Below are 19,476 nucleotides of genomic sequence, written 5' to 3'. Positions count from 1 at the left end.
ATCAAACCGGGACAAGGGGCCGAGATTTTTGACAACCCGTTTTCTACTTTTGAAAACGCCATCCTCCTTGATGGAGTAACTCTCCATGACCTGGAGATAGGGAATACCATGGTTCTTCACGCAAGCTATGTGCATAGTTAACCCTCCCTGAAACCATGTAACGTATACTACAATGTAGCATACCATACTTTAGCAAAAAGTACAAGTAAAAAAGTGACCAAACTACAAGGTTTTTAGCACTTTTTTGGAATATTTTTTCCTTATTGAACTGTAAAACTCGGGATTTGTGCGTTTATTCTTGGCGGTTTAACCGCTGTTTTTTTTATGCTATAATATGGAACGGGAGGGGTAGAAGATGAAAATTGTGCAGGTGGCTATTCTGCCCCGGCATGCTGATATTGAACAGACTCTTGATTATTATGTTCATGACGGTCTCGATGTCCGGCCTGGATATAGAGTGTCGGTTCCCCTGGGTCGCCGAGCTGTAGAGGGGATTGTAGTTTCTACCGATTCCCACTCGTCGTTCGCAAACCTTAAACCTGTGCGTAGTATTGTGGATTCCCGGGCTGAACTGACACCAGAGCTTATTGAGCTTGCTCACTGGCTTACAAAAAGCGCGTGCTGCGCTCTATCAACAGCCCTGTCAGTGATGTTGCCCCCTCCGGGCAGCGGGCAGCTGCCGACCCTGTGGCAGCTGACGGCCTATCCGTCTGACCACCCGCTTTCGGAAAAACAGCAACTAATCATTGACTTCATGAATAATCGCGCACCGATGACTAAAACTGAAATTGCCAAATCTCTAGGACTATCACTTTCCCCTGTGGAAACACTTATAAAGAAGAAATTCCTTGTCCCGGTTCGGGAGCCAGCACTTGAACAGAACTGGAATTTAGATCCGGTTGACCAGTTGACAAAAGAGCAAATTCACTGTGTGAATACCATTTGCCAGGAGACTGATTCTTTTTCGTGTCAAAAGACCTTTTTACTTCATGGTGTTACAGGCAGTGGAAAAACTGAAGTATACATACGCTTGGCGAAAAAGGTGGTTGCTTCGGGACGTCAGGTGATGATCCTTGTCCCTGAGATTGCTTTGACCACTCAGCTGGTAGCCCGTTTTCAGACGGCCTTTGGCAGGCGGGTAGCGATTTTACACAGCGGGCTTGCCAATAATCTGCGGGTCATGTACTGGAAACAGATTCGTTCCGGTATTGTTCAAATCGTTATTGGCACTCGCTCCGCTGTCTTTGCTCCCGTGGGGAATTTGGGGCTGGTTGTTTTGGACGAAGAACATGAGACAGCTTATAAGCAAGAGGAAACTCCGTGCTACCATGCCCGTGACGTGGCCTTGTGGCGGGCTGCCCGTCACAAGGCTGCCGTTCTTTTGGGCAGCGCCACGCCGTCACTGGAAAGCTGGAAGAAGGCAGGCAGTACGGAATACACATTACTCCAATTGCAACGGCGCATCTTTACTCCTGGTGTAGAAACTGCACTGGCTGATATGCGTCGTGAATTGGCCTCAGGAAACCGGTCGATGTTTAGCCGAGTACTCATCGATAATTTGGAACAAACGCTTTCCCGCGGCGAACAGGCGATTTTGTTCTTAAACCGACGCGGCCTGGCGCCGACGGTGTTATGTCGCAAATGCGGCTTTCGCTGCACATGCCCCCGCTGTTCCCTGAGTATGACTTTGCATCAAGCAAAGATTCTCAGCTGCCATTATTGCGGTCACAGCAGCCGTTTGCCGGATGCCTGCCCTGAATGCGGCAGCAATATGTTACGGCAGCTGGGAGTTGGCACCCAGAAACTGGCGGATGAGCTGGCACGTCTTTTTCCCTGTCACAAGGTTTTGCGAATGGACAGGGACAGTGTCGGCACAATTGCCGCTCGTGAATCAGTGCTGCTGGATTTTTATAATCAAAAGGCGGGAATATTGGTTGGAACCCAGATGATTGCCAAGGGGCTGGATTTCCCTAATGTCACCTGTGTTGGTATCGTACTGGCCGATCTCAGTCTTTCGGTAGCTGATTTCCGGGCCGCGGAACGGACATTTCAATTGCTTGTTCAGGCTGGAGGCCGCAGTGGCCGGGGGCTTAAGCCCGGGAAGGTTGTAATCCAGACCTACCAACCGGAACATTACAGTATTCAATTCGCTCTGACGGGTAATTTCAGTGAATTCGCCCAACGCGAATTAAAATTACGGGCTAACGCTGGTATGCCTCCATATACCGCGCTTACCCGGGTAGTTGTCTCAGCGCTCAGTCAGTCCGAATTAACCGGACAGGTCCGGGTTGTAAATGAAGCGCTGGGTGCGGTGGGCGAGTTAATCTACTCGGGAGTGGCTCCTATCGAGAAGATCAAGGATTGGTGGCGCTGGCAGTTTGTTTTACGGCATCCTGGCGATGGGCAGACATTGGCGGCTATAGATGATGTGCGCAAGAACATTCCCCGGCAACAAAATGTCCGGGTTGTGTTTGACAATAATCCATATAACTTGTTATAGAGGTGGTATAATGACAGTCAGAAATTTGTGCAAATCAGGTGATCCTGTCTTGCGGGCGAAAGCACAATCAGTGAACAATTTTGATCAACATTTGGCTGCGCTCTTGGAGGATATGGCTGACTCCCTGGCGGAATATCGGGGCGTCGGTATAGCCGCTCCTCAGATTGGTGTATCGTTGGCGGTAATTGTAATCAAGCTGGATGACAGTTTCCCGATGCTGGAGATGATAAATCCGGAGATAATCGAATGTAGCGGAAAAGAAACAGATGTAGAAGGATGCCTGAGTATCCCCGGAATTTATGGTGAAGTAACCAGGTGCACTGATGTTGCAATAAACTTTTTGGACAGAACTGGTAGCAAACGGAACCTCTCAGCATCTGGCTTATTGGCCCGAATCGTGCAGCATGAAGTAGACCATTTAAACGGTGTTTTATTTACTGATAAAGTAGAGAATTTCGTGACTGAGGGTTGAAAAATGGAAAATTTGATTTTTATGGGGACATCCTCTTTTGCCGTCCAGTGTTTGGAATCGTTAAAAAGGGATAACATAAAAGTAAAACTGGTGGTCACCCGGCCGGACAGACGGGCTGGCAGAAACAAACGTCTGATGCCGCCGCCGGTCAAAAAATGGGCTTTGGCCAATGGCATCGAAGTCTTTCAGCCCGAAAAGGTCAATAGGCCGGAAGCCATTGAGTTTTTACGTCAATTGAACCCCGAGTTGTTTGTCGTTGTCGCCTACGGGCAGATTCTGGGTAAAGAATTGTTGAATCTCCCGGCCCTGGGATGTGTCAATGTTCATGCTTCGCTTTTGCCACATCTGAGGGGCGCAGCGCCGATAGAATGGAGTTTGATTCACGGCTTCAAGGAAACCGGGATTACAACAATGTTCATGGACGAAGGGCTAGACACCGGTGATATAATTTTGCAGGCTTCAACCCCAATTACTGACGCCGATACCGGGGAAAGCCTGACAGAGAAGTTGGCGGCACTTGCCCAGGATTTGCTGCCCAAGACGGTTCGGATGATTGCCAGCGGCACCGCGCCGCGAATCCCGCAACCGGCGGGGGAGTATCTTTACGCCCCGATGCTCTCAAGTGCTGATGAACGTATCGACTGGCAAAAACCTGCTGAAGCAATAGCTAATCTTGTCCGGGCCTTGTCACCTAAGCCAGGGGCATACTGCACTTTTCGCAATAAACGCCTCAAAATCTTGCGGGCGCGTGTTGTCGATTGTCAGGGCGTTTCCGGAACTGTGGTCCGCGCTGATAAACAGTTGGTCATTGCCTGCAAGGAACAGGGTTTGGCGCCACTGGAAGTTAAACCGGAAGGAAAAGGTGCACTTGATATCGGTGACTTCATCAATGGATACCGGATACAGGAGGGAGAATTATTTCAATAGAACTTAGTAAGGCATCGGAGACGAATTTGCGACAAACTGCTAAACTGGCTTTATTTGCGTGTGTGATTGCTCTATTGTTCCTGGTTGTATCGATTGTGGTTATATTAAGACTTCCGTTGCTAGCCCTGGTCAGCGGGGTGCTTGGTCTGGCCGGCTTATACCTCGCTTTGCCGGTTCTTGTTCTTATCTGGGGCAAACCTTCGTTTTGGCGGCCGTTATCCCGAGGAGTGCTGCAATTCTGGATTTTTCTGTTCGAGGTTTTTAAGCTTCCCCGGGGCACAATTATTCACCTAAATAATCGGGTTTCAAGATTAAAAATTGCCGGCGCTCGCAATATTGTTGTGCTTGCAGCGCGGTGCCTGCAAAGCAGCGACTGCCAGTTGAATGTAACCCGGGATATTAACAAGTGTCAGGAATGCGGGCGCTGCAGCATCGCGCAACTGAAACGGTTGAATCTGCAAAAGCAGGTTCCGGTTTTTGTTGAGTCTGGCGGTACCGCTGCAAGGGAGCATATCAATACCGCTGGTCCCGATCTTGTCCTGGCAGTGGCTTGCGAACGGGAACTGCTGGCCGGTATCACCGATGTCAGCGTGCCTGTTCTAGGATTTTTGCTGCAGCCGGGCTCCGGCAGCTGTAAAGACAGTAAGTTTGCTGCTGGCGAGCTTACGGCCTGCCTCGATACTGTGTTTAGGGAGTGATGAAATGTTTTTCTTTGACACAACAATGTTTTTGTTGATACCGGCAATGCTTTTGGCATTGTATGCTCAAAATAAAGTAAAATCGACGTACAATAAGTTTGCCCGGGTGCACGCAGGCAGAGGTATGTCTGGTGCGCAGGTGGCCAGAATGTTGCTGGATCGGGCAGGACTAAATGGGGTCGGGGTGGAGCTGTCCCGCGGGCACCTCACTGACCACTATGACCCCCGCAAGCAGGTCGTTCGTCTTTCGGGGGAGGTCTACCAAGGAACCTCACTGGCAGCCCTGGGTATCGCCGCCCACGAAACTGGTCATGCTCTGCAGCATGCCGGCGGTTATTTTGCCCTGACCTTGAGGAACAATTTTTTCCCCGTTGCCTCACTCGGCTCAAGTCTTGCGATGCCCCTGTTTTTGGTAGGTTTTTTGTTCAGCCAACCAGGGGGTGATGGGCTGGGAATTTTAATGGATGTTGGTATAATGTTGTTTAGTTTCGCCGTCTTGTTTCAGGTAATCACCTTACCTGTTGAGTTTAACGCTAGTTCACGTGCGATTGCCCTGCTTCGGGAAAACAATGTAATTCTCTCCCGGGAAGAGAGTGGTGTGCGAGCAGTGTTGAACGCGGCAGCCCTCACATATGTAGCGGCGACAGCTGTTGCTGTTAGTCATCTGCTCCGGCTAATCTTGTTGCGGAAACGTCGACAGTGAGTGTAAACCCCAGGGGATTAGCCCTGAAACTGCTAAACAAAATCGAGCAAAACCAGGCCTATTCCGGCCTGGTTTTGCAGACAGAGCTAAAAAACGCCAAGCTGAAGCCCGTGGATATGCGCTTGGTGTACCGACTGATTTATGGAGTGCTCAGTTATCGCTTAACTATCGATTATGTTATCCAGAAGTTTTGTGCCCGAAAAATAGCGCCCGGAGTCAGGAATATCCTGCGGCTTGCTATTTATCAGCTGTTGTACCTGGATAGGGTGCCGGACTTTGCTGTTGTCAATGAAGCCGTCAAGCTTGCTTCCCAGAATGGCGGTGCACGGGTTGGCGGGTTTGTAAATGCTGTATTGCGTAACATTCTCCGTCAACGGGATAGTTTGTTCGCAGACTTACCCAATGGTGCGCCGGAAGAAATTTCTGTGCATGAGTCTCACCCACGTTGGCTTGTCGACAAGTGGTGCAAACGATGGGGGGCGGATTTCACCCGTGAGCTATGCGCTGCCAACAATCAACCAGCGCCGCTGACAGTTAGGGTCAATACTAAGGTTTGCGGTATTGACAAGTTCTGTCGTCAGCTGGACAAACAGGGGATACCCTGGAGTCATTGTAAATACAGTGTCCGGGGGATTGTGTTACCGCAAACACCCTTTGGCGATGTCCCCGGATTCGATCTTGGTTGGTTTATTGCCCAGGGAGAGGCGTCGATGCTGGCTGTAGAAGCATTAGATCCACAACCAGGTGACAGCATATTAGACATGTGCAGCGCTCCCGGTGGCAAAGCGACATATCTGGCAGAGCTTGCAGCCCCGGGGCAGGTGATGGCGGTAGATTTGTTTGATGCAAGATTGAAGCTTGTTGGGCAGAATATGGCCAGGTTGCAAATTGACAATATTGACCTGCTTGCAGGGGATGCAACTACACTGGAAACAAAATTCAACACCGGCTATGACCGGATTTTGCTGGACGCCCCCTGTAGCGGGTTTGGCGTAGTTCGCAAAAAGCCGGAAATCAAATGGTCGCGTTCACCCGGGGACCTGACAGAGCTCAGCAAGCTGCAATCGAATTTGCTCAACCAGGCCTGTAAATTGATTAAACCCGGCGGAGTAATTGTCTACTCCACCTGCACTTTGACGTGGGAGGAGAATGAGGCAGTGATTGAAAAGGCCGTAAAAGCAAATGAGAACCTACGCTTAGTTCCGTTTAAAATCAGCGGGTTGTCCGCGGATAAGGGGTCGCTGACACTCTTTCCCCATGTCCATGGGACGGATGGGTTTTTTATCGCAAAACTACAAAGGATGATTTAACATGCTTGGACTGTATGTCGATGAATTAGCCGCATTGTGCCAAAAGCATAATCTTCCCCGGTTTCGAGCGCGGCAAATCAGTGAATGGGTATTCCAGAAATATGTCGGCTCGTTTGCAGAAATGACTAATTTGCCTGCCGCCCAACGGGAGGAGTTTGAAAAACAATATGCCATCACCGATTCGCTAGTCGAGAAAGCAGTAAAGACAGACGATGGGACGGTAAAACTCCTAATTAAATTGGGAGATGGTTCACTGATTGAGACTGTGTTGATGGAATATCGTAATTGGACCACAATCTGCCTTTCAAGCCAAGTTGGCTGTGCCATGGGTTGTGCGTTCTGCGCCTCCGGACCGTTGGGCGTACAGCGCAACCTGAGTCATGAAGAACTGGTGGAGCAGCTATGGCACTGTTTCCATTATAGTTCTGTGCATAATTTAAAACCGCTTCGTAATCTGGTTTTAATGGGAATTGGCGAACCCTTGGCCAATTACGATAATGTGCTCAGCTTAATTAAGACAGCCAATGATCCAAAATTTTTCGGGATTGGCCAGCGCCGGATAACTTTGTCCACCGCGGGCATTATTCCGAAAATCCAACGTTTGGCCAGAGAACAGTTGGGGATTACTTTAGCCGTATCTCTACATGCCGCCAATGACCGGCTACGCAGCACCCTGATGCCCCTCAATTCTCGCTATCCATTAAAGGATTTGGTTGCTACATGTAGAAATTATACAGAAATCACAGGCAGGCGAGTAACCTATGAATACATGGTGCTGGATGGAATCAACGATAGTGATGCCGATGCCAGAGAGTTGGCGTTGCTGCTGCGTGGCGAGAACTGTCTTATTAACCTGATTATGTACCATAAAGTGCCTGGAACAAATTTTCGCCCCAGCCCTCGGATTGAACAATTCCGGGACAAGTTGACTGAGCGGGGCCTCAATGTTACTATCAGAAGAAGTTTGGGTTAAGATATCGCTGCTGCCTGCGGACAATTGCGTCGAGGGGCGGGCAAAAACAGGGGGGATTGATGTGAAAGTTATCGGCGTCTCCGAGAAAGGCCAGGTACGGGCTAATAATGAAGACAGCTTTTATTGTTCTCAAGACAATCAGCTGTTAATTGTTGCTGATGGAATGGGAGGGCACGTTGGCGGTGAGGTTGCCAGCGCAATTTCGGTCCGAACCATTGTCAGTTTCTTTGACAGCCAGCCGGTTTCTGCCCAAACTCTTACCCAGGCATTTACCCAAGCTAATGAAGCAGTTTATAATTATGCAGCTTCGCACCCGGATCTAAAGGGAATGGGCACTACTTTGACTGCAGTTTCGGTGTTGGACCAGCAACTGCTTGTGGGACACATTGGTGATTCACGGGCCTGCTTGCTTGACAATAATGGTCTAGAATGGATAACCAGCGACCACTCTGTGAGTGGTCAATTATTGGAAATGGGAAAAATATCGCATTCCGAAGCGGAAACCCATCCCCAACGCCATGTCCTCACTCAGGTTCTTGGAACGGAGGCTGCTATTGAACCAGATGTTTTTAATATTCCCTGGCAGCCAGGACAATTTTTGTTATTGTGTACCGATGGCCTCAGCGATGTTGTAAACGAGCAGGAAATACATTCAGCGGTAATGGCTGATTCTGATTTGGACATAAAAAAAGACCGGTTGTTGAAACTTGTTGCCCACCGGGGCGCACCGGACAATGTAACATTTATTCTCGCTGAACTTTGATTCTTTCTGAAAGGGGTGAAATCCATTGATTGGCACCAAACTAGTAAATCGCTATCAGATAATCGAACGCATTGGCGGCGGCGGCATGGCCGTTGTCTATAAAGCCCGCTGTACGCTGCTCAACCGAATAGTCGCTGTAAAAGTGCTCAGACAACAATTTGCCAGTGATGAGGATTTTGTCCGTCGTTTCAGACGGGAGGCTCAGGCAGCTGCCAGCTTATCTCACCCCAATATCGTCAGTATTTATGATGTCGGGCAGGAAAAAGATATCTATTTTATTGTCATGGAGTATGTGGAGGGGGAAACCCTAAAAGCGCTGATTAACAGGGAAGCTCCGTTGGATACCGGACGTGCGGTTGCCATAACGAGGCAGATTGCCAATGCACTGTTTCATGCTCATAACAATAAGATTATTCATCGTGATATTAAGCCCCACAATGTGCTGATTGCCAAGGATGGGCGTGTTAAAGTTACGGATTTTGGAATTGCCCGGGCAGTTACCACCACAACACAAACTTTTGCGCCCAATTCGATTATGGGCTCAGTTCATTACCTTTCTCCCGAGCAGGCGAAAGGTAAGCTGGCCACCGAGCAATCAGATATTTATTCTCTGGGGATTGTGCTGTATGAAATGTTATCAAAGGCATTGCCCTTTGACGGCGACAGCGCCGTAGGTATCGCACTGAAACACCTGCAACAAGAAGTTCCGCCGCTAACCACCTACAATCAATCGGTTACAGATGGCGTGATGCGGATTCTTGATAAAATGCTGGTCAAGGACCGCAAGCAACGCTACCATTCTGTCTCAGAGCTCCTGGCTGATTTGCGAAGTTGGAATCAGACCAAAAAACTGGAGGCGGCCGGCGAAGACGAAGAGTCTGCTGAAGACGATGATGCGGAAACAAGGATTTTCACCCCGGTATCGGAAAGTCGGACCAATAAAGACAAGTTAAAGCGAATTGGGCTCTACAGCGGTATTGGTCTTTTGTCCCTGGCAGTAATTTTCCTGCTCTATTTGGGTTTCCGAGGGCTGGCGGGATTCTTCATCGTGGCAGAGGTTACTGTGCCTGATGTCGAAGGCAAAGAGCTGAGTGAAGCGATTGAAATCCTGGAAGAAAGCAACCTCCGCTATGAAGTTACCGAATACATCCATCATAATGTAATCCCCGAAGACCATGTCGTGATTCAGCGCCCCAATGCCCGACGGGTAGTTAAAGAGAATCGGGTGATTGAGCTTGTTGTAAGCAGGGGTCCGGATATGGTTGAATTGCCTTCATTGCAGGGCAAGGAATTGCGGGAGGCCCGTTCGATTCTGGATAATCTGCGCCTTAGTTATAATGACCCGGTTGAAGAATTTAACAATGATGTTCCGGCCAACCATGTTATCCGCCATGAGCCTGAGGCTGGCCCGGTACGGCGTTCTGAATCAGTCACCTTGTATGTCAGCAGGGGGCCGAGGCCGATTGGGATGCCTGATTTAGTTGGCATGACCGAGGAGGAAGCGAAAGCTGCTGCCAGGGAAGAAGGTTTAAATCCGACCATCATTCCATATGAAAATCCGCTTGGCGCTCCCGGCGGCATTGTTATCAGCCACTTCCCTGCTGCAGGCGAAGATATTCAACCGGGTGAACAGGTTGACATTCGATTGCGGGCGTTTGAGCGGAAAGAAGTAGAAATTGTTCTGACCGATCTTGACCCCGACGCGGACTATGAAGTCAGGATTGAAGTAGTGGATGTTACCGGCCCGCGCAGCACAATTTATGACACCGTGCGCCAGCAATCAGAGTGGTCACGGGTGGTCTGGGGCTGGGAGCGGGGTGAAATAAGAGTGTATGTGGAAGGGCAGCTCCAACAGGAGTTGGATTTCTAATGGGTGAACAAAAACTGCGTTCGGGGATTGTCATAAGTTCCCTAGCCGGGTTTTACGATGTGGAAGCGGAGGGGGAGATTATTACCTGCCGTGCCCGGGGCATTTTACGGAAGCAGGGAATATCTCCTTGTGTCGGTGATTATGTTGATATTTCAGGTGCCGCAAACAATCAAGGCATGATTGAAACGGTCAAGCCCCGAAAAAACCAACTCTATCGGCCGGTGGTGGCCAATATTGACTTGGTAGTTATTATTTTGTCTGTGACAAATCCGGAGCCCGATTATTTGCTTTTGGAGAAATTGATAATCTTGGCCCGACATCGTGGCATGGATTCGGTGGTCTGCTTTAATAAAGTCGATTTGGCGCCGGATGTGGCCAGAGAGTTGGTTGCAAAATATCAGACGGCAGGTAACCACAGTCTTGCAATTTCTGCCCTTTCAGGCGATGGAATTGACCAGCTGGTCAAGTTGATAAATCGGGGAACAGCGGTTTTGGCCGGCCAGTCAGGTGTTGGCAAAAGTAGACTGGCACAAGCCTTGACCGGCCGTGATGATATCGTCGTTGGCGAGGTCAGCAAAAAAAATGGCCGCGGACGGCACACAACCCGCCAGGTCCGATTGCTAAAAACAATTGGCGGCGGGCGGTTGGCGGATACTCCGGGATTCAGCTCACTGCAATTGGAAGATATAGATTGTCGCGATCTGGCGGCGCTGTACCCCGAGATTATCGGGCTAAAAACAGCTTGCCGATTTAATTCCTGTACACATGTTGAGGAGCCGGGATGTGCGCTTAGGGCAGCGGTTGATTCCGGTGTAATTCCCCATACCCGTTATGAAAATTACTTACGCATATTTTGCCAAGTTAGAGAAAAGGAGGAGTCACGTTATTAAACCTATAGTTTCTGCCTCTGTGCTGGCTGCAGATCCTCTGCATATCGGCCCGCAAATCAAAGATACTGTCACTGATAACGAATGGTTGCATTTGGACATTATGGATGGACAATTTGTCCCGAATATCTCATATGGACCGGGTTTAGTGAAATCGGTTTACAGACAGTTTAACAATACTCTGGACGTCCATTTGATGATTGCAGAACCAGAGCGGTTTCTGCAGGAATTCATCGACGCGGGCGCTGATTTTCTGACGGTGCACCCGGAGTCAACCCTCCATTTACATAGAACCCTTACCGCCATTCGGTCCATGGGCGCCCGGGCCGGCGTGGCCCTGAATCCTGCAACACCGGTGTCCGTGTTGGAGCATGTTCTGGCTGAAGTTGATTTGATATTGCTGATGTCGGTCAATCCTGGGTTTGGCGGGCAAAAATTCATCGAACATACTTATCAGAAACTAGAAGCAGTAACCAGTCTTTGCGCACAGACTTCTGTGGCGCCACTGATTGCAGTTGACGGCGGGGTTAACGCAATAAACGCGCCGGCTTTACGTGCGGCCGGTGTAAATGTCCTGGTCGCCGGCAGCGCATTATTCTCTGCGGAACATCCCAGGGAATATTGCCTGCAACTGCGTGGTTAACCGCACTAGTGTGCGGTTTTTTCCTGGAGGGATTTATGTGAAGTTTGTTTTAGTGTTAAACAGTCCGGAAATGCAGATCGATAAATTGGCCCAAATCGCTGCACAGGCACGGGTTATTGCCGTTGACGGCGGCCTGCGGCATTTGGATCAGTTGGGAATAGCACCTGAGTGGATTGTCGGCGATCTGGACTCGGTTACTCCTGATTTATTAAACCGCCACAAGAGCAGCAAACTGATTAAAGTTCCTGTTGAAAAAGACTTTACTGACTTGGAATTGGCCCTGGAGCTGGTCAAACGGACAAGTTGTAAAGAATTGATCGTCTTTGGTGTCTCGGGCGGATTGCGCTTTGATCATCAACTCTTGAACTTTCGCGCCTTGCTACGGTACGCGGGCAAAGGCAGGCGGGTAAGGCTAGTTGGGCGGCAGAACTTTGTGTTTTCTAGGCGCAGTCAGTGCCTGTTATCCAGTCGTGGTCGCAATTTTTCTGTGCTGGCAATTGATCATCCGGTGGTGATTAGTATCAACGGCAGCAAGTATTCGGGGAAACGAATACGGCTCCTGCCCGACAGCGGTTTCGGCATGGGCAACAGGATAACCGAAAAAATGGCGCGAATAAAGGTGCATTCCGGCTTTGCCGCGATCTGCCAGTGGGAGGATGAAGATGAGCACCAGGATAGCGATAATTGAAAGTCACGTTGTAGACGGTAATGTTGGTAACAGGGCAGCGCAGCCGGTTCTCGAGCTACTGGGGTTTGATGTCCTGGTGATACCGACAGTATTATACACTTGCCGGGTGGGCGCCCCTGGCTTTGCGGGCCAAGAGACCAGTCCAGAATTACTGAAGGATTTAACCGGCTATCTCACAAAATGTGATTTACAGGCGACAGTAATCGGGTATCTGGGCGGCGCGAGCGGGGCAGGGGTGGTGCTGGACACTCTCGGCAAGCTGAGCTGTCCGCTGGTTGTAGACCCGGTTATGGGGGATTATCCCGGCGGGCTGTATGTGCCCAGGGGTGTTACAGATAAAATCATTCACGAGTTGATACCTTTAGCCAAGGTGGTGACTCCCAACAAGTTTGAAGCAGAACTAATTTCCGACATTTCTATTAGCTGCGATTCAGATGCCATTGCTGCCGCCAAGAAAATTGCGTCTCTTGGGCCTGAAATTGTTGTCATCACCAGTTGTCATCAAGACAGTACTTGGGCTGTAAACTATGTCTACTCCCGTGATCGGGGGGAGTTACAGAAATTCCCGTACATAGAAAGCACCCGGACAATCTATGGCACGGGTGATATGTTCACCGCTTTATTGACAGGGTTGTTGCTCAAGGACGTCGATGTATTTCTCGCATCTGCAGTCGCGGCGGCCCTCGTTTCTGAGGCGCTCAAGTTCTCAATTAAGACAAACAGGGATACTGTGCAGCCGGTTCTCGCCCTGAATAAATTCCGGTCATATTTACAGACCGGCCAATATCAAGCGATTATGAAATCCACAAACTGTATAAGGAGGATGATCTCATGCGAACCCTGATTATCAGTGATACCCACGGCAGCCTCAGCGCGTGGAAAAAGGCTTGGGATTTGGCAGGCAATGTTGAACAGGTAATTCACGCTGGCGATGTCTTGTATCATGGGCCGCGCAACCCCCTGCCCGCCGGTTACGACCCCGCTGGCCTGGCAGCGGAACTTCACAATCTAGAAACACCGCTAACCTGGGTGCGGGGCAATTGCGATGCCGATGTGGATTTGATGGTGGTGGGAAAAGGCAGCCCGCCGGCGTCAAAACTCAACATTAATCGCCATAAAGTTTTAATTGTTCATGGCCATCAACCGCTGCCGGCGGACGCGGATTATGATTTGATCATATCGGGACACACCCATCTTCCTGTGTTGGAACGCAAAGACGGCAAGGTGCTTCTTAATCCGGGTTCACCAGCGCTTCCAAAGGAAAATAATCCGCCATCTATTGCCGTCTGGGACGCCAAGGGCATCAAAATTCTTAATTTGGAGACCGGCGAGAGCATGATGGAACTCGCATTGTAAGTTTTACACACTTCCATGACATATGCGCATAGGATGTAACAGGGGGATACAAATGTTTACTCGCGCCACCGGCTCCAACCTGCTGTTTAGAAGGGTGGCCGGCCTGCTATGCGGGGTGGCCGGTCTAGTTATAATTGTTGTCAAACTCCCTGCTTACATCTGGTGGCTGCTCCTGGGGGCCCTGCTTATATATCTGGGCTGGAAAATATTTAAGTAAAAGGAGGACTAAATATGCGCATTTATGCCGTTAAATTACCGGGGATTATTTCTGGAATCGTACGCTTGTTTTTTAAAAGTAAAATACACAAATAAAAAAGCGCCATGACGCGCTTTTTATTATAATGCCCTTTTAACTTTGCCGGATTTCAGACAGCGGGTGCAAACATAAATCCGCTTGACAGTGCCGTCCAAATCAGCTTTGACACGTTGTAAATTTGGACTCCAACGCCGTTTGGTTCGAATATGTGAGTGACTGAGTTGAAAACCGGACCGAACACCCTTTGCACACACTGCGCAGGTTTTTGCCATATGCTCCACCTCCTTAAATCACATCAGCTATTTTAACACATGATTGAGCAATTGACAACTTGCCTGCCAGGGTGCGCTTTTTTTTTGCGCTAGTTTATAGTAAAATGAGAATTGATTGAGTGACAAAGGAGGTAAATTTATGCGCCTTGAAAACAGTTTGGGCAATATCGAAATATCTGCCGATGTTATAGCCACTATTGCCGGAATTGCTGCTGTTGAGTGCTATGGTCTGGTTGGCATGGCTTCCCGCAAGCAATTGAAAGACGGTATTGTTGAATTATTGGGCAGAGAGAGTCTCAGCAAGGGTGTGGAAGTAAGCGAGGTTGATGGCGAGTTATGCGTTGATCTCTACATCATTGTTGGTTACGGCACCCGCATCGATGAGGTAGCCAACAATGTAATTTCTACTGTCAAGTATTCTGTAGAAAAGTTCACCGGATTGAAGGTGGGACATATTAACGTCAACGTGCAGGGTGTACGCGTGATTAATGGCAAATAGGAGGGTCAGCCGTGAAGTACTCAACTTTAAATTCTGATCAATTGCACCAAATGCTTCTGGCAGGAGCTACCTTCCTGAGCCAGCATAAGCAGGAGATAAACAGTCTCAATGTTTTCCCTGTGCCTGATGGCGATACAGGCACAAACATGAATTTGACAATGGAGTCCGCTGCCCGAGAAATGGCAAAAAAACCTATGACCTCGGTGCCAGAAGTGGCGGATGCTTTATCAATGGGTTCATTGATGGGAGCGCGGGGAAATTCGGGAGTTATCCTATCTCAAATTTTCCGTGGGTTTGCTAAAAAGATTGCTGCTGAAAATGAACTCACCGTTGGAATTTTTGCTGATGCGCTTCAAGAGGGTGTAAACACTGCCTATAAAGCGGTTATCAAACCTGTTGAAGGAACGATTTTAACTGTAGCCAAAGAAGCTGCCCGAGCTGCAGCAAAAAGCGCCAAAGAGTCGAAAGACCTCAATACCATGTTGCATGATGTATTGCGCCAAGCGTTGAATACCCTGGAGCAAACTCCGGACATGCTGCCAGTACTCAAACAGGCCGGGGTTGTAGACGCAGGTGGCAAAGGCTTATGTTACATCTATGAGGGATGGCTCTCATATTTGGAAGGCAAGGCTGTCGATATCGAAGTAATAAAACCGGTGGCTCAGCCAGTGGTAGTTGAACCAGCTCAGGATATAGATTTAGAATTTCAATATTGTACAGAATTTATTGTTACCGGTGATGAACTGAGCGAAGACCTGTTCCGACGGGAATTGGATTCACTGGGTGACTCCCTTTTGGTTGTGGGCACTTCCGGTCTTTTAAAAATTCATATTCATACAAACAACCCGGGACAGGCACTGGAATTTGCTTTGAAACACGGTACAGAACTCCAGGACATAAAAATAGAAAATATGCGCTTGCAACATACTGAGTTTGAGCGGGGCACAGAGATGCAGCCGGCGGCGCCCGCAGCGGAGCGTAAACCCATTGGTGTTATCGCGGTTGCCTCTGGTTCCGGCCTTGAAGAAATCTTCCGCAGCATGGGGGTAGACACGGTTATTGTTGGCGGCCAGACAATGAACCCAAGCACCGAGGACTTTCTCCGGGCAATCGATAATTTGGCTGCCGAACAGATTATTATTCTGCCCAATAACAGCAATATCATATTGGCGGCAAGCCAGGCAAAAGATGTAGCCGATCGACCGGTGGCAGTAATACCAACTAAGACCATTCCCCAGGGTTTGGCAGCAATGCTTAGCTATGTGGAGGATGCGGAACTCGCGTCTCTTGAAACCGAAATGACTGAAGCCAGCAAAGCCGTGAAATCAGGTCAGATAACTTTTGCAGTCCGCGATTCAGTGTTTGACGGCAAGCCAATTGCCGAGGGAAATATCTTGGGCATCGCCGATGGGAAAATTGCCGTTGTCGGTGAAGATGTTGCGCAAACAGCTTTAAGTTTGCTCAAAGAATTGGTCGATGACGAGGCGGAAATTATCACCCTGTTTTATGGGGAAGATGTCAAGTCCGAAGCGGCACAAGAACTCTCTGTCGCAGTGGCCGCTGAATTTCCCGACCAAGAAGTTGAATTACATGCCGGCGGTCAACCACTGTATTTTTATATAATTGCTGTCGAATAAATAACCAGGCCGTTGGGCCTGGTTTTTCAAAAGGAGGGTAAACCATGGGCGAACTTAGATACCTGACGGGAGTTGGACCAGCTAGGGAGGCGTTGCTGCATAAATTAAATATTGATAGTATGGGAGCGCTTATTCGCCATTATCCCCGCACTTATAATGAATACAAACTCACTCCAATCGCAAAACTGGCCGCACACGACGGGCAGCACTTGGCAGTATCCGGTGAGTTTTTAGGTATGCCCAGACTTATAACGACAAAAAATCGTCGTCAAATATTAACAGTCACCCTTGCTGACGCCAGTGGTGCCTGCAAGTGCATTTGGTTTAACCAAGGATATCTCAGTCGCCAAATTCAGCAAACAAAACAGGCCACCTTATTAGGGCGCTTCTCGCTTAAGCACAACAGTTTTGTTGTTGAAGCGCATTTTTTTGACGTCGAGAACCCGGTTCTATTGCGTCCCCAATACAACCTTACCGAGGGCTTAACAAATCCAGCTTTGGCCAAAATAATAAATGCGGCCCTTAAGGAATTCGAGCCGCCTGAACTTTTCCCCGAGTCATTTCGTAAGTCCCATGGACTGCTCTCTGCTCGCGAAGCCTTGTGGCAAATACATAACCCAAAAACACACGCCCAACTGGCTCAGGCGAGATATACATTAAAATTCGAGGAACTACTTGTATATATCCTCAGCTTCAAGTACTGGCGTTTATTGAAACAAAACCGGCGCGGCATAGCGCACAGACCTATTGATGGTTTGACGCGCAAATTGGAGCAGATAATGAATATATCTTTTACTGCTGGTCAGAAACAGGTTGTCGCCGAAATCGAAAGAGACATGGCGCTACACAAACCGATGAATAGACTTGTCCAGGGAGATGTGGGCAGTGGAAAAACTGTGCTTGCGTTGTTTGCCCTGCTAACTGCTGTCGGCAATGGTTTTAAAGGCGCCCTAATGGCACCAACAGAAATCCTGGCGTCTCAACATTTTTTTGTCATTAAAAAAGTTGCATCCCAATTGGGTTTTGAGGTTGCACTGTTGACGGGAGCTACGCGATCGGCGGAAAGGGCAGAACTTCAGCAACGTCTGAAGCAGGACGAGCCGTTAATTCTCATCGGCACCCATGCTTTGTTCCAGGAAAGTGTTGCTGTTGATCAGCTATCCTGTGTTGTTACCGATGAACAACACAGATTCGGCGTTCATCAAAGACTTGCTTTGCTGGAAAAAGGGGAAAATCCCGATGTCTTAGTGCTCAGCGCCACGCCCATCCCGAGAACGACAGCTCTGACAATTTATGGCGACCTGGATATATCGATGTTAAAAGATAAACCCTATGGAAGAAGGCCGATTCGCACCCATGTGGTTGGCCCTGAAAGAAGGCAAAAAGTTTTTAAATTTATTGTTGACCAGATTCGGGAAGGAAATGCGGGTTATATTGTTTGCCCATTAATTGAACAATCAGATAAACTTGCCGCTGCATCTGTCGCTGAGTACAGACAGTTGCTGGCCCGTTCTATGCCCGATTGGGTGCGTATTGGAGAGTTGCACGGCCGCATGAGCGCGGAACAAAAGAATGCTGTGTTCAATGCCATGAAACAAAGGGAAATTGACCTTCTCCTGGCAACCACAGTCGTAGAAGTCGGCGTGGATATTGAAAACGCGACTTTTATATTAATTGAAAACAGTGAACGTTTTGGCCTTGCCCAACTCCATCAGTTGCGGGGGCGAGTCGGGCGCAATGACAAACAGGGCTGGTGTATATTGGTCAGCGAAAACAGTGACCGCCAACGCCTGCAGACTCTTGAACAGACCAACGACGGGTTCGAAATTTCCCTGGCTGATTTAAAACTTCGGGGCCCTGGTCAGTTCCTTGGCAATCGACAACATGGAATCAACGAGTTTTTGATAGCAGACCCGGCTGAAGACAGTGACATAGCTGTTCGTTGTCAGAAAGTGGCAACGTCTGTGCTTGCTGAACTAGACCAACCGGAATGGTCTCAATTGCAACAAGTTATAACTAAAAAGGTTCAAAGATTAAACAATTGAAAAACCGCTTTCGCGGTTTTTATTTTTTACTCAGGAAATGACTTCTAGTATAGAGGTAATCGACGCCTGCAATAATAAAAATAGACTCAGCAAAGGAGGTGAGGAGAATTGGCACGTCGTAGTCGTCGTAGACGGAGATCAGTAGTGCCAGGCGCAGAGCAGGTCCTGGACCGTTTCAAGTATGAAGTTGCTTCCGAGTTGGGTATCCTGAATCAGGTGCAAACTCAAGGTTGGGACAACATGACCACCCGTGAAGTTGGTAAAGTTGGCGGGCAAATGGTTAAGCGTATGCTTCAGGAAGCTGAAAGGAGATTGTCCGGCCGTGGTGGCCAGGGTGGCCAAGGCCTTCAGTAACACAATAAACCATTAATCCATGGGGAGGTGAAATCTGTGCAATTCGAGAGACAACAAGGGTTCCATGAGCAAAACATTCTTGTGCCGGAAGCTGAACAGGCGATGGAGAACTTCAAGAATGAAATCGCGACTGAACTTGGGTTGAATCAGCGGATTCAAAGTGTTGGGTACGCCAACATGACCCCCAAAGAGACTGGTCAGATTGGGGGCCAGATGGTGCGCCGGATGATTGAAATGGTAGAAAGCAGCATGTCCGGCGGCCAGCAACAACGCTAATTGTTTAAAAAAACGGGGCTTTTGCCCCGTTTTAATTTGTAATACACTGGCGATCCGGGGGAGGATCGCCAGCCTGGGAGAGGAGAAACCGGAGGAGAGACAGGGAATAGAATAAATCTTCCTGGGTAAATGTTGCATGCCCTGGTAAATATCCCTATCTTTCCGGTTCATTAGTAGTTTGGTAATTTTGGATAAAAATATACATAATCAACCCAATTTAGTTAGTGTAAAATTATTGTAGGGAACTGGAGGAATTTTCCTCCCGGAAATAGAAGAGGAACCTCACATTCGGTCGAATGAATACCCCACAAGGAGGCAGAGGTTCCTCATGGAAATTATTCGTCTAG

20 protein-coding genes are annotated in these 19,476 nt (G+C 48.8%); 19 read left to right on the top strand and 1 reads right to left on the bottom strand.

The annotated features are described in order from the left end of the window. Nucleotides 1–355: 355 nt before the first annotated feature. From priA to FH749_14965, 14 genes are read left to right on the top strand one after another with little or no spacing between them, the layout of a single operon-like run. The gene (gene priA, locus FH749_15030; protein ID MTI96764.1) at nucleotides 356–2,500 is read left to right on the top strand and encodes a primosomal protein N'; all 2,145 of its coding nucleotides are present in this window, start codon (nucleotides 356–358) and stop codon (nucleotides 2,498–2,500) included. Nucleotides 2,501–2,510: 10 nt separating this feature from the next. Further along, nucleotides 2,511–2,972, top strand: coding sequence for a peptide deformylase (gene def, locus FH749_15025; GenBank protein MTI96763.1), 462 nt, complete (start codon nucleotides 2,511–2,513; stop codon nucleotides 2,970–2,972). Between the two features lie 3 nt (nucleotides 2,973–2,975). Further along, the gene (locus FH749_15020; protein ID MTI96762.1) at nucleotides 2,976–3,899 is read left to right on the top strand and encodes a methionyl-tRNA formyltransferase; all 924 of its coding nucleotides are present in this window, start codon (nucleotides 2,976–2,978) and stop codon (nucleotides 3,897–3,899) included. Beyond that, nucleotides 3,866–4,597, top strand: coding sequence for a DUF116 domain-containing protein (locus tag FH749_15015; protein ID MTI96761.1), 732 nt, complete (start codon nucleotides 3,866–3,868; stop codon nucleotides 4,595–4,597). Before FH749_15020 ends, FH749_15015 begins: the two co-directional genes overlap by 34 nt. Before the next feature lie 4 nt (nucleotides 4,598–4,601). Then, on the top strand, nucleotides 4,602–5,300 hold the full coding sequence (locus FH749_15010) for a zinc metallopeptidase (protein MTI96760.1): 699 nt from the start codon (nucleotides 4,602–4,604) through the stop codon (nucleotides 5,298–5,300). Further along, complete coding sequence (gene rsmB / locus FH749_15005; GenBank protein MTI96759.1) at nucleotides 5,297–6,610, top strand: 16S rRNA (cytosine(967)-C(5))-methyltransferase RsmB; 1,314 nt, start codon at nucleotides 5,297–5,299, stop codon at nucleotides 6,608–6,610. The genes FH749_15010 and rsmB overlap by 4 nt, the downstream gene beginning before the upstream one ends. A gap of 1 nt (nucleotide 6,611) precedes the next feature. Next, complete coding sequence (gene rlmN / locus FH749_15000) at nucleotides 6,612–7,583, top strand: 23S rRNA (adenine(2503)-C(2))-methyltransferase RlmN (protein MTI96758.1); 972 nt, start codon at nucleotides 6,612–6,614, stop codon at nucleotides 7,581–7,583. Next, on the top strand, nucleotides 7,555–8,346 hold the full coding sequence (locus FH749_14995; GenBank protein ID MTI96757.1) for a Stp1/IreP family PP2C-type Ser/Thr phosphatase: 792 nt from the start codon (nucleotides 7,555–7,557) through the stop codon (nucleotides 8,344–8,346). The genes rlmN and FH749_14995 overlap by 29 nt, the downstream gene beginning before the upstream one ends. Nucleotides 8,347–8,371: 25 nt before the next feature. Beyond that, nucleotides 8,372–10,216 (top strand): Stk1 family PASTA domain-containing Ser/Thr kinase, encoded by a 1,845-nt coding sequence (gene pknB, locus FH749_14990; protein MTI96756.1) that lies wholly within the window; start codon nucleotides 8,372–8,374, stop codon nucleotides 10,214–10,216. Then, the gene (gene rsgA, locus FH749_14985) at nucleotides 10,216–11,106 is read left to right on the top strand and encodes a ribosome small subunit-dependent GTPase A (GenBank protein MTI96755.1); all 891 of its coding nucleotides are present in this window, start codon (nucleotides 10,216–10,218) and stop codon (nucleotides 11,104–11,106) included. Before pknB ends, rsgA begins: the two co-directional genes overlap by 1 nt. Then, nucleotides 11,048–11,746 carry a ribulose-phosphate 3-epimerase gene (rpe, locus tag FH749_14980; protein MTI96754.1) on the top strand — a complete coding sequence of 233 codons (699 nt, stop codon included), beginning with the start codon at nucleotides 11,048–11,050 and terminating at the stop codon, nucleotides 11,744–11,746. The genes rsgA and rpe overlap by 59 nt, the downstream gene beginning before the upstream one ends. Further along, nucleotides 11,673–12,434: a thiamine diphosphokinase gene (locus FH749_14975; protein MTI96753.1), complete on the top strand. Its 762-nt coding sequence runs from the start codon at nucleotides 11,673–11,675 to the stop codon at nucleotides 12,432–12,434. Before rpe ends, FH749_14975 begins: the two co-directional genes overlap by 74 nt. Further along, complete coding sequence (locus FH749_14970) at nucleotides 12,403–13,278, top strand: hypothetical protein (GenBank protein ID MTI96752.1); 876 nt, start codon at nucleotides 12,403–12,405, stop codon at nucleotides 13,276–13,278. The genes FH749_14975 and FH749_14970 overlap by 32 nt, the downstream gene beginning before the upstream one ends. Then, nucleotides 13,266–13,790: a phosphodiesterase gene (locus FH749_14965; protein MTI96751.1), complete on the top strand. Its 525-nt coding sequence runs from the start codon at nucleotides 13,266–13,268 to the stop codon at nucleotides 13,788–13,790. Before FH749_14970 ends, FH749_14965 begins: the two co-directional genes overlap by 13 nt. 336 nt (nucleotides 13,791–14,126) lie before the next feature. On the opposite strand, the gene rpmB is transcribed toward FH749_14965, so the two are convergent. Next, nucleotides 14,127–14,318 carry a 50S ribosomal protein L28 gene (gene rpmB, locus FH749_14960; GenBank protein ID MTI96750.1) on the bottom strand — a complete coding sequence of 64 codons (192 nt, stop codon included), beginning with the start codon at nucleotides 14,316–14,318 and terminating at the stop codon, nucleotides 14,127–14,129. A 139-nt stretch (nucleotides 14,319–14,457) separates the two neighbouring features. Between rpmB and FH749_14955 the strand changes: the two genes are divergently transcribed. The 5 genes from FH749_14955 to FH749_14935 all read left to right on the top strand — a co-directional run bounded on the left by FH749_14955 (nucleotide 14,458) and on the right by FH749_14935 (nucleotide 19,129). Further along, a complete protein-coding gene (locus FH749_14955; protein ID MTI96749.1) occupies nucleotides 14,458–14,817 on the top strand; it encodes an Asp23/Gls24 family envelope stress response protein in 360 nt (119 codons plus the stop codon). 50 nt (nucleotides 14,818–14,867) lie between these two features. Then, entirely contained in the window at nucleotides 14,868–16,454 is a 1,587-nt protein-coding gene (locus tag FH749_14950; GenBank protein MTI96748.1) for a DAK2 domain-containing protein, read from the top strand. Between the two features lie 44 nt (nucleotides 16,455–16,498). Continuing rightward, nucleotides 16,499–18,499, top strand: a complete 2,001-nt coding sequence (locus tag FH749_14945; GenBank protein MTI96747.1) for an ATP-dependent DNA helicase RecG — start codon at nucleotides 16,499–16,501, stop codon at nucleotides 18,497–18,499. A 108-nt stretch (nucleotides 18,500–18,607) separates the two neighbouring features. Further along, a complete protein-coding gene (locus FH749_14940; protein ID MTI96746.1) occupies nucleotides 18,608–18,853 on the top strand; it encodes an alpha/beta-type small acid-soluble spore protein in 246 nt (81 codons plus the stop codon). 102 nt (nucleotides 18,854–18,955) lie between these two features. Beyond that, complete coding sequence (locus FH749_14935; GenBank protein ID MTI96745.1) at nucleotides 18,956–19,129, top strand: alpha/beta-type small acid-soluble spore protein; 174 nt, start codon at nucleotides 18,956–18,958, stop codon at nucleotides 19,127–19,129. Nucleotides 19,130–19,476: the final 347 nt, after the last annotated feature.

It is taken from the genome of Bacillota bacterium, assembly GCA_009711825.1.
GTDB lineage: Bacteria > Bacillota > Proteinivoracia > UBA4975 > VEMY01 > VEMY01.
The sequence above is the reverse complement of the archived record's forward strand: the minus strand, read 5'-3'. Positions and strand labels throughout refer to the sequence as shown.

Bases quoted from the DNA above. Each gene is read 5' to 3' on its own strand.
- priA (MTI96764.1), top strand. From the start codon at position 356: ATGAAAATTGTGCAGGTGGCTATTCTGCCCCGGCATGCTGATATTGAA.
- def (MTI96763.1), top strand. From the start codon at position 2,511: ATGACAGTCAGAAATTTGTGCAAATCAGGTGATCCTGTCTTGCGGGCG.
- FH749_15020 (MTI96762.1), top strand. From the start codon at position 2,976: ATGGAAAATTTGATTTTTATGGGGACATCCTCTTTTGCCGTCCAGTGT.
- FH749_15010 (MTI96760.1), top strand. From the start codon at position 4,602: ATGTTTTTCTTTGACACAACAATGTTTTTGTTGATACCGGCAATGCTT.
- rlmN (MTI96758.1), top strand. From the start codon at position 6,612: ATGCTTGGACTGTATGTCGATGAATTAGCCGCATTGTGCCAAAAGCAT.
- FH749_14995 (MTI96757.1), top strand. From the start codon at position 7,555: ATGTTACTATCAGAAGAAGTTTGGGTTAAGATATCGCTGCTGCCTGCG.
- rsgA (MTI96755.1), top strand. From the start codon at position 10,216: ATGGGTGAACAAAAACTGCGTTCGGGGATTGTCATAAGTTCCCTAGCC.
- rpe (MTI96754.1), top strand. From the start codon at position 11,048: ATGAAAATTACTTACGCATATTTTGCCAAGTTAGAGAAAAGGAGGAGT.
- FH749_14975 (MTI96753.1), top strand. From the start codon at position 11,673: ATGTCCTGGTCGCCGGCAGCGCATTATTCTCTGCGGAACATCCCAGGG.
- FH749_14970 (MTI96752.1), top strand. From the start codon at position 12,403: ATGAAGATGAGCACCAGGATAGCGATAATTGAAAGTCACGTTGTAGAC.
- FH749_14965 (MTI96751.1), top strand. From the start codon at position 13,266: ATGCGAACCCTGATTATCAGTGATACCCACGGCAGCCTCAGCGCGTGG.
- rpmB (MTI96750.1), bottom strand. From the start codon at position 14,318: ATGGCAAAAACCTGCGCAGTGTGTGCAAAGGGTGTTCGGTCCGGTTTT.
- FH749_14955 (MTI96749.1), top strand. From the start codon at position 14,458: ATGCGCCTTGAAAACAGTTTGGGCAATATCGAAATATCTGCCGATGTT.
- FH749_14950 (MTI96748.1), top strand. From the start codon at position 14,868: ATGCTTCTGGCAGGAGCTACCTTCCTGAGCCAGCATAAGCAGGAGATA.
- FH749_14945 (MTI96747.1), top strand. From the start codon at position 16,499: ATGGGCGAACTTAGATACCTGACGGGAGTTGGACCAGCTAGGGAGGCG.
- FH749_14935 (MTI96745.1), top strand. From the start codon at position 18,956: ATGGAGAACTTCAAGAATGAAATCGCGACTGAACTTGGGTTGAATCAG.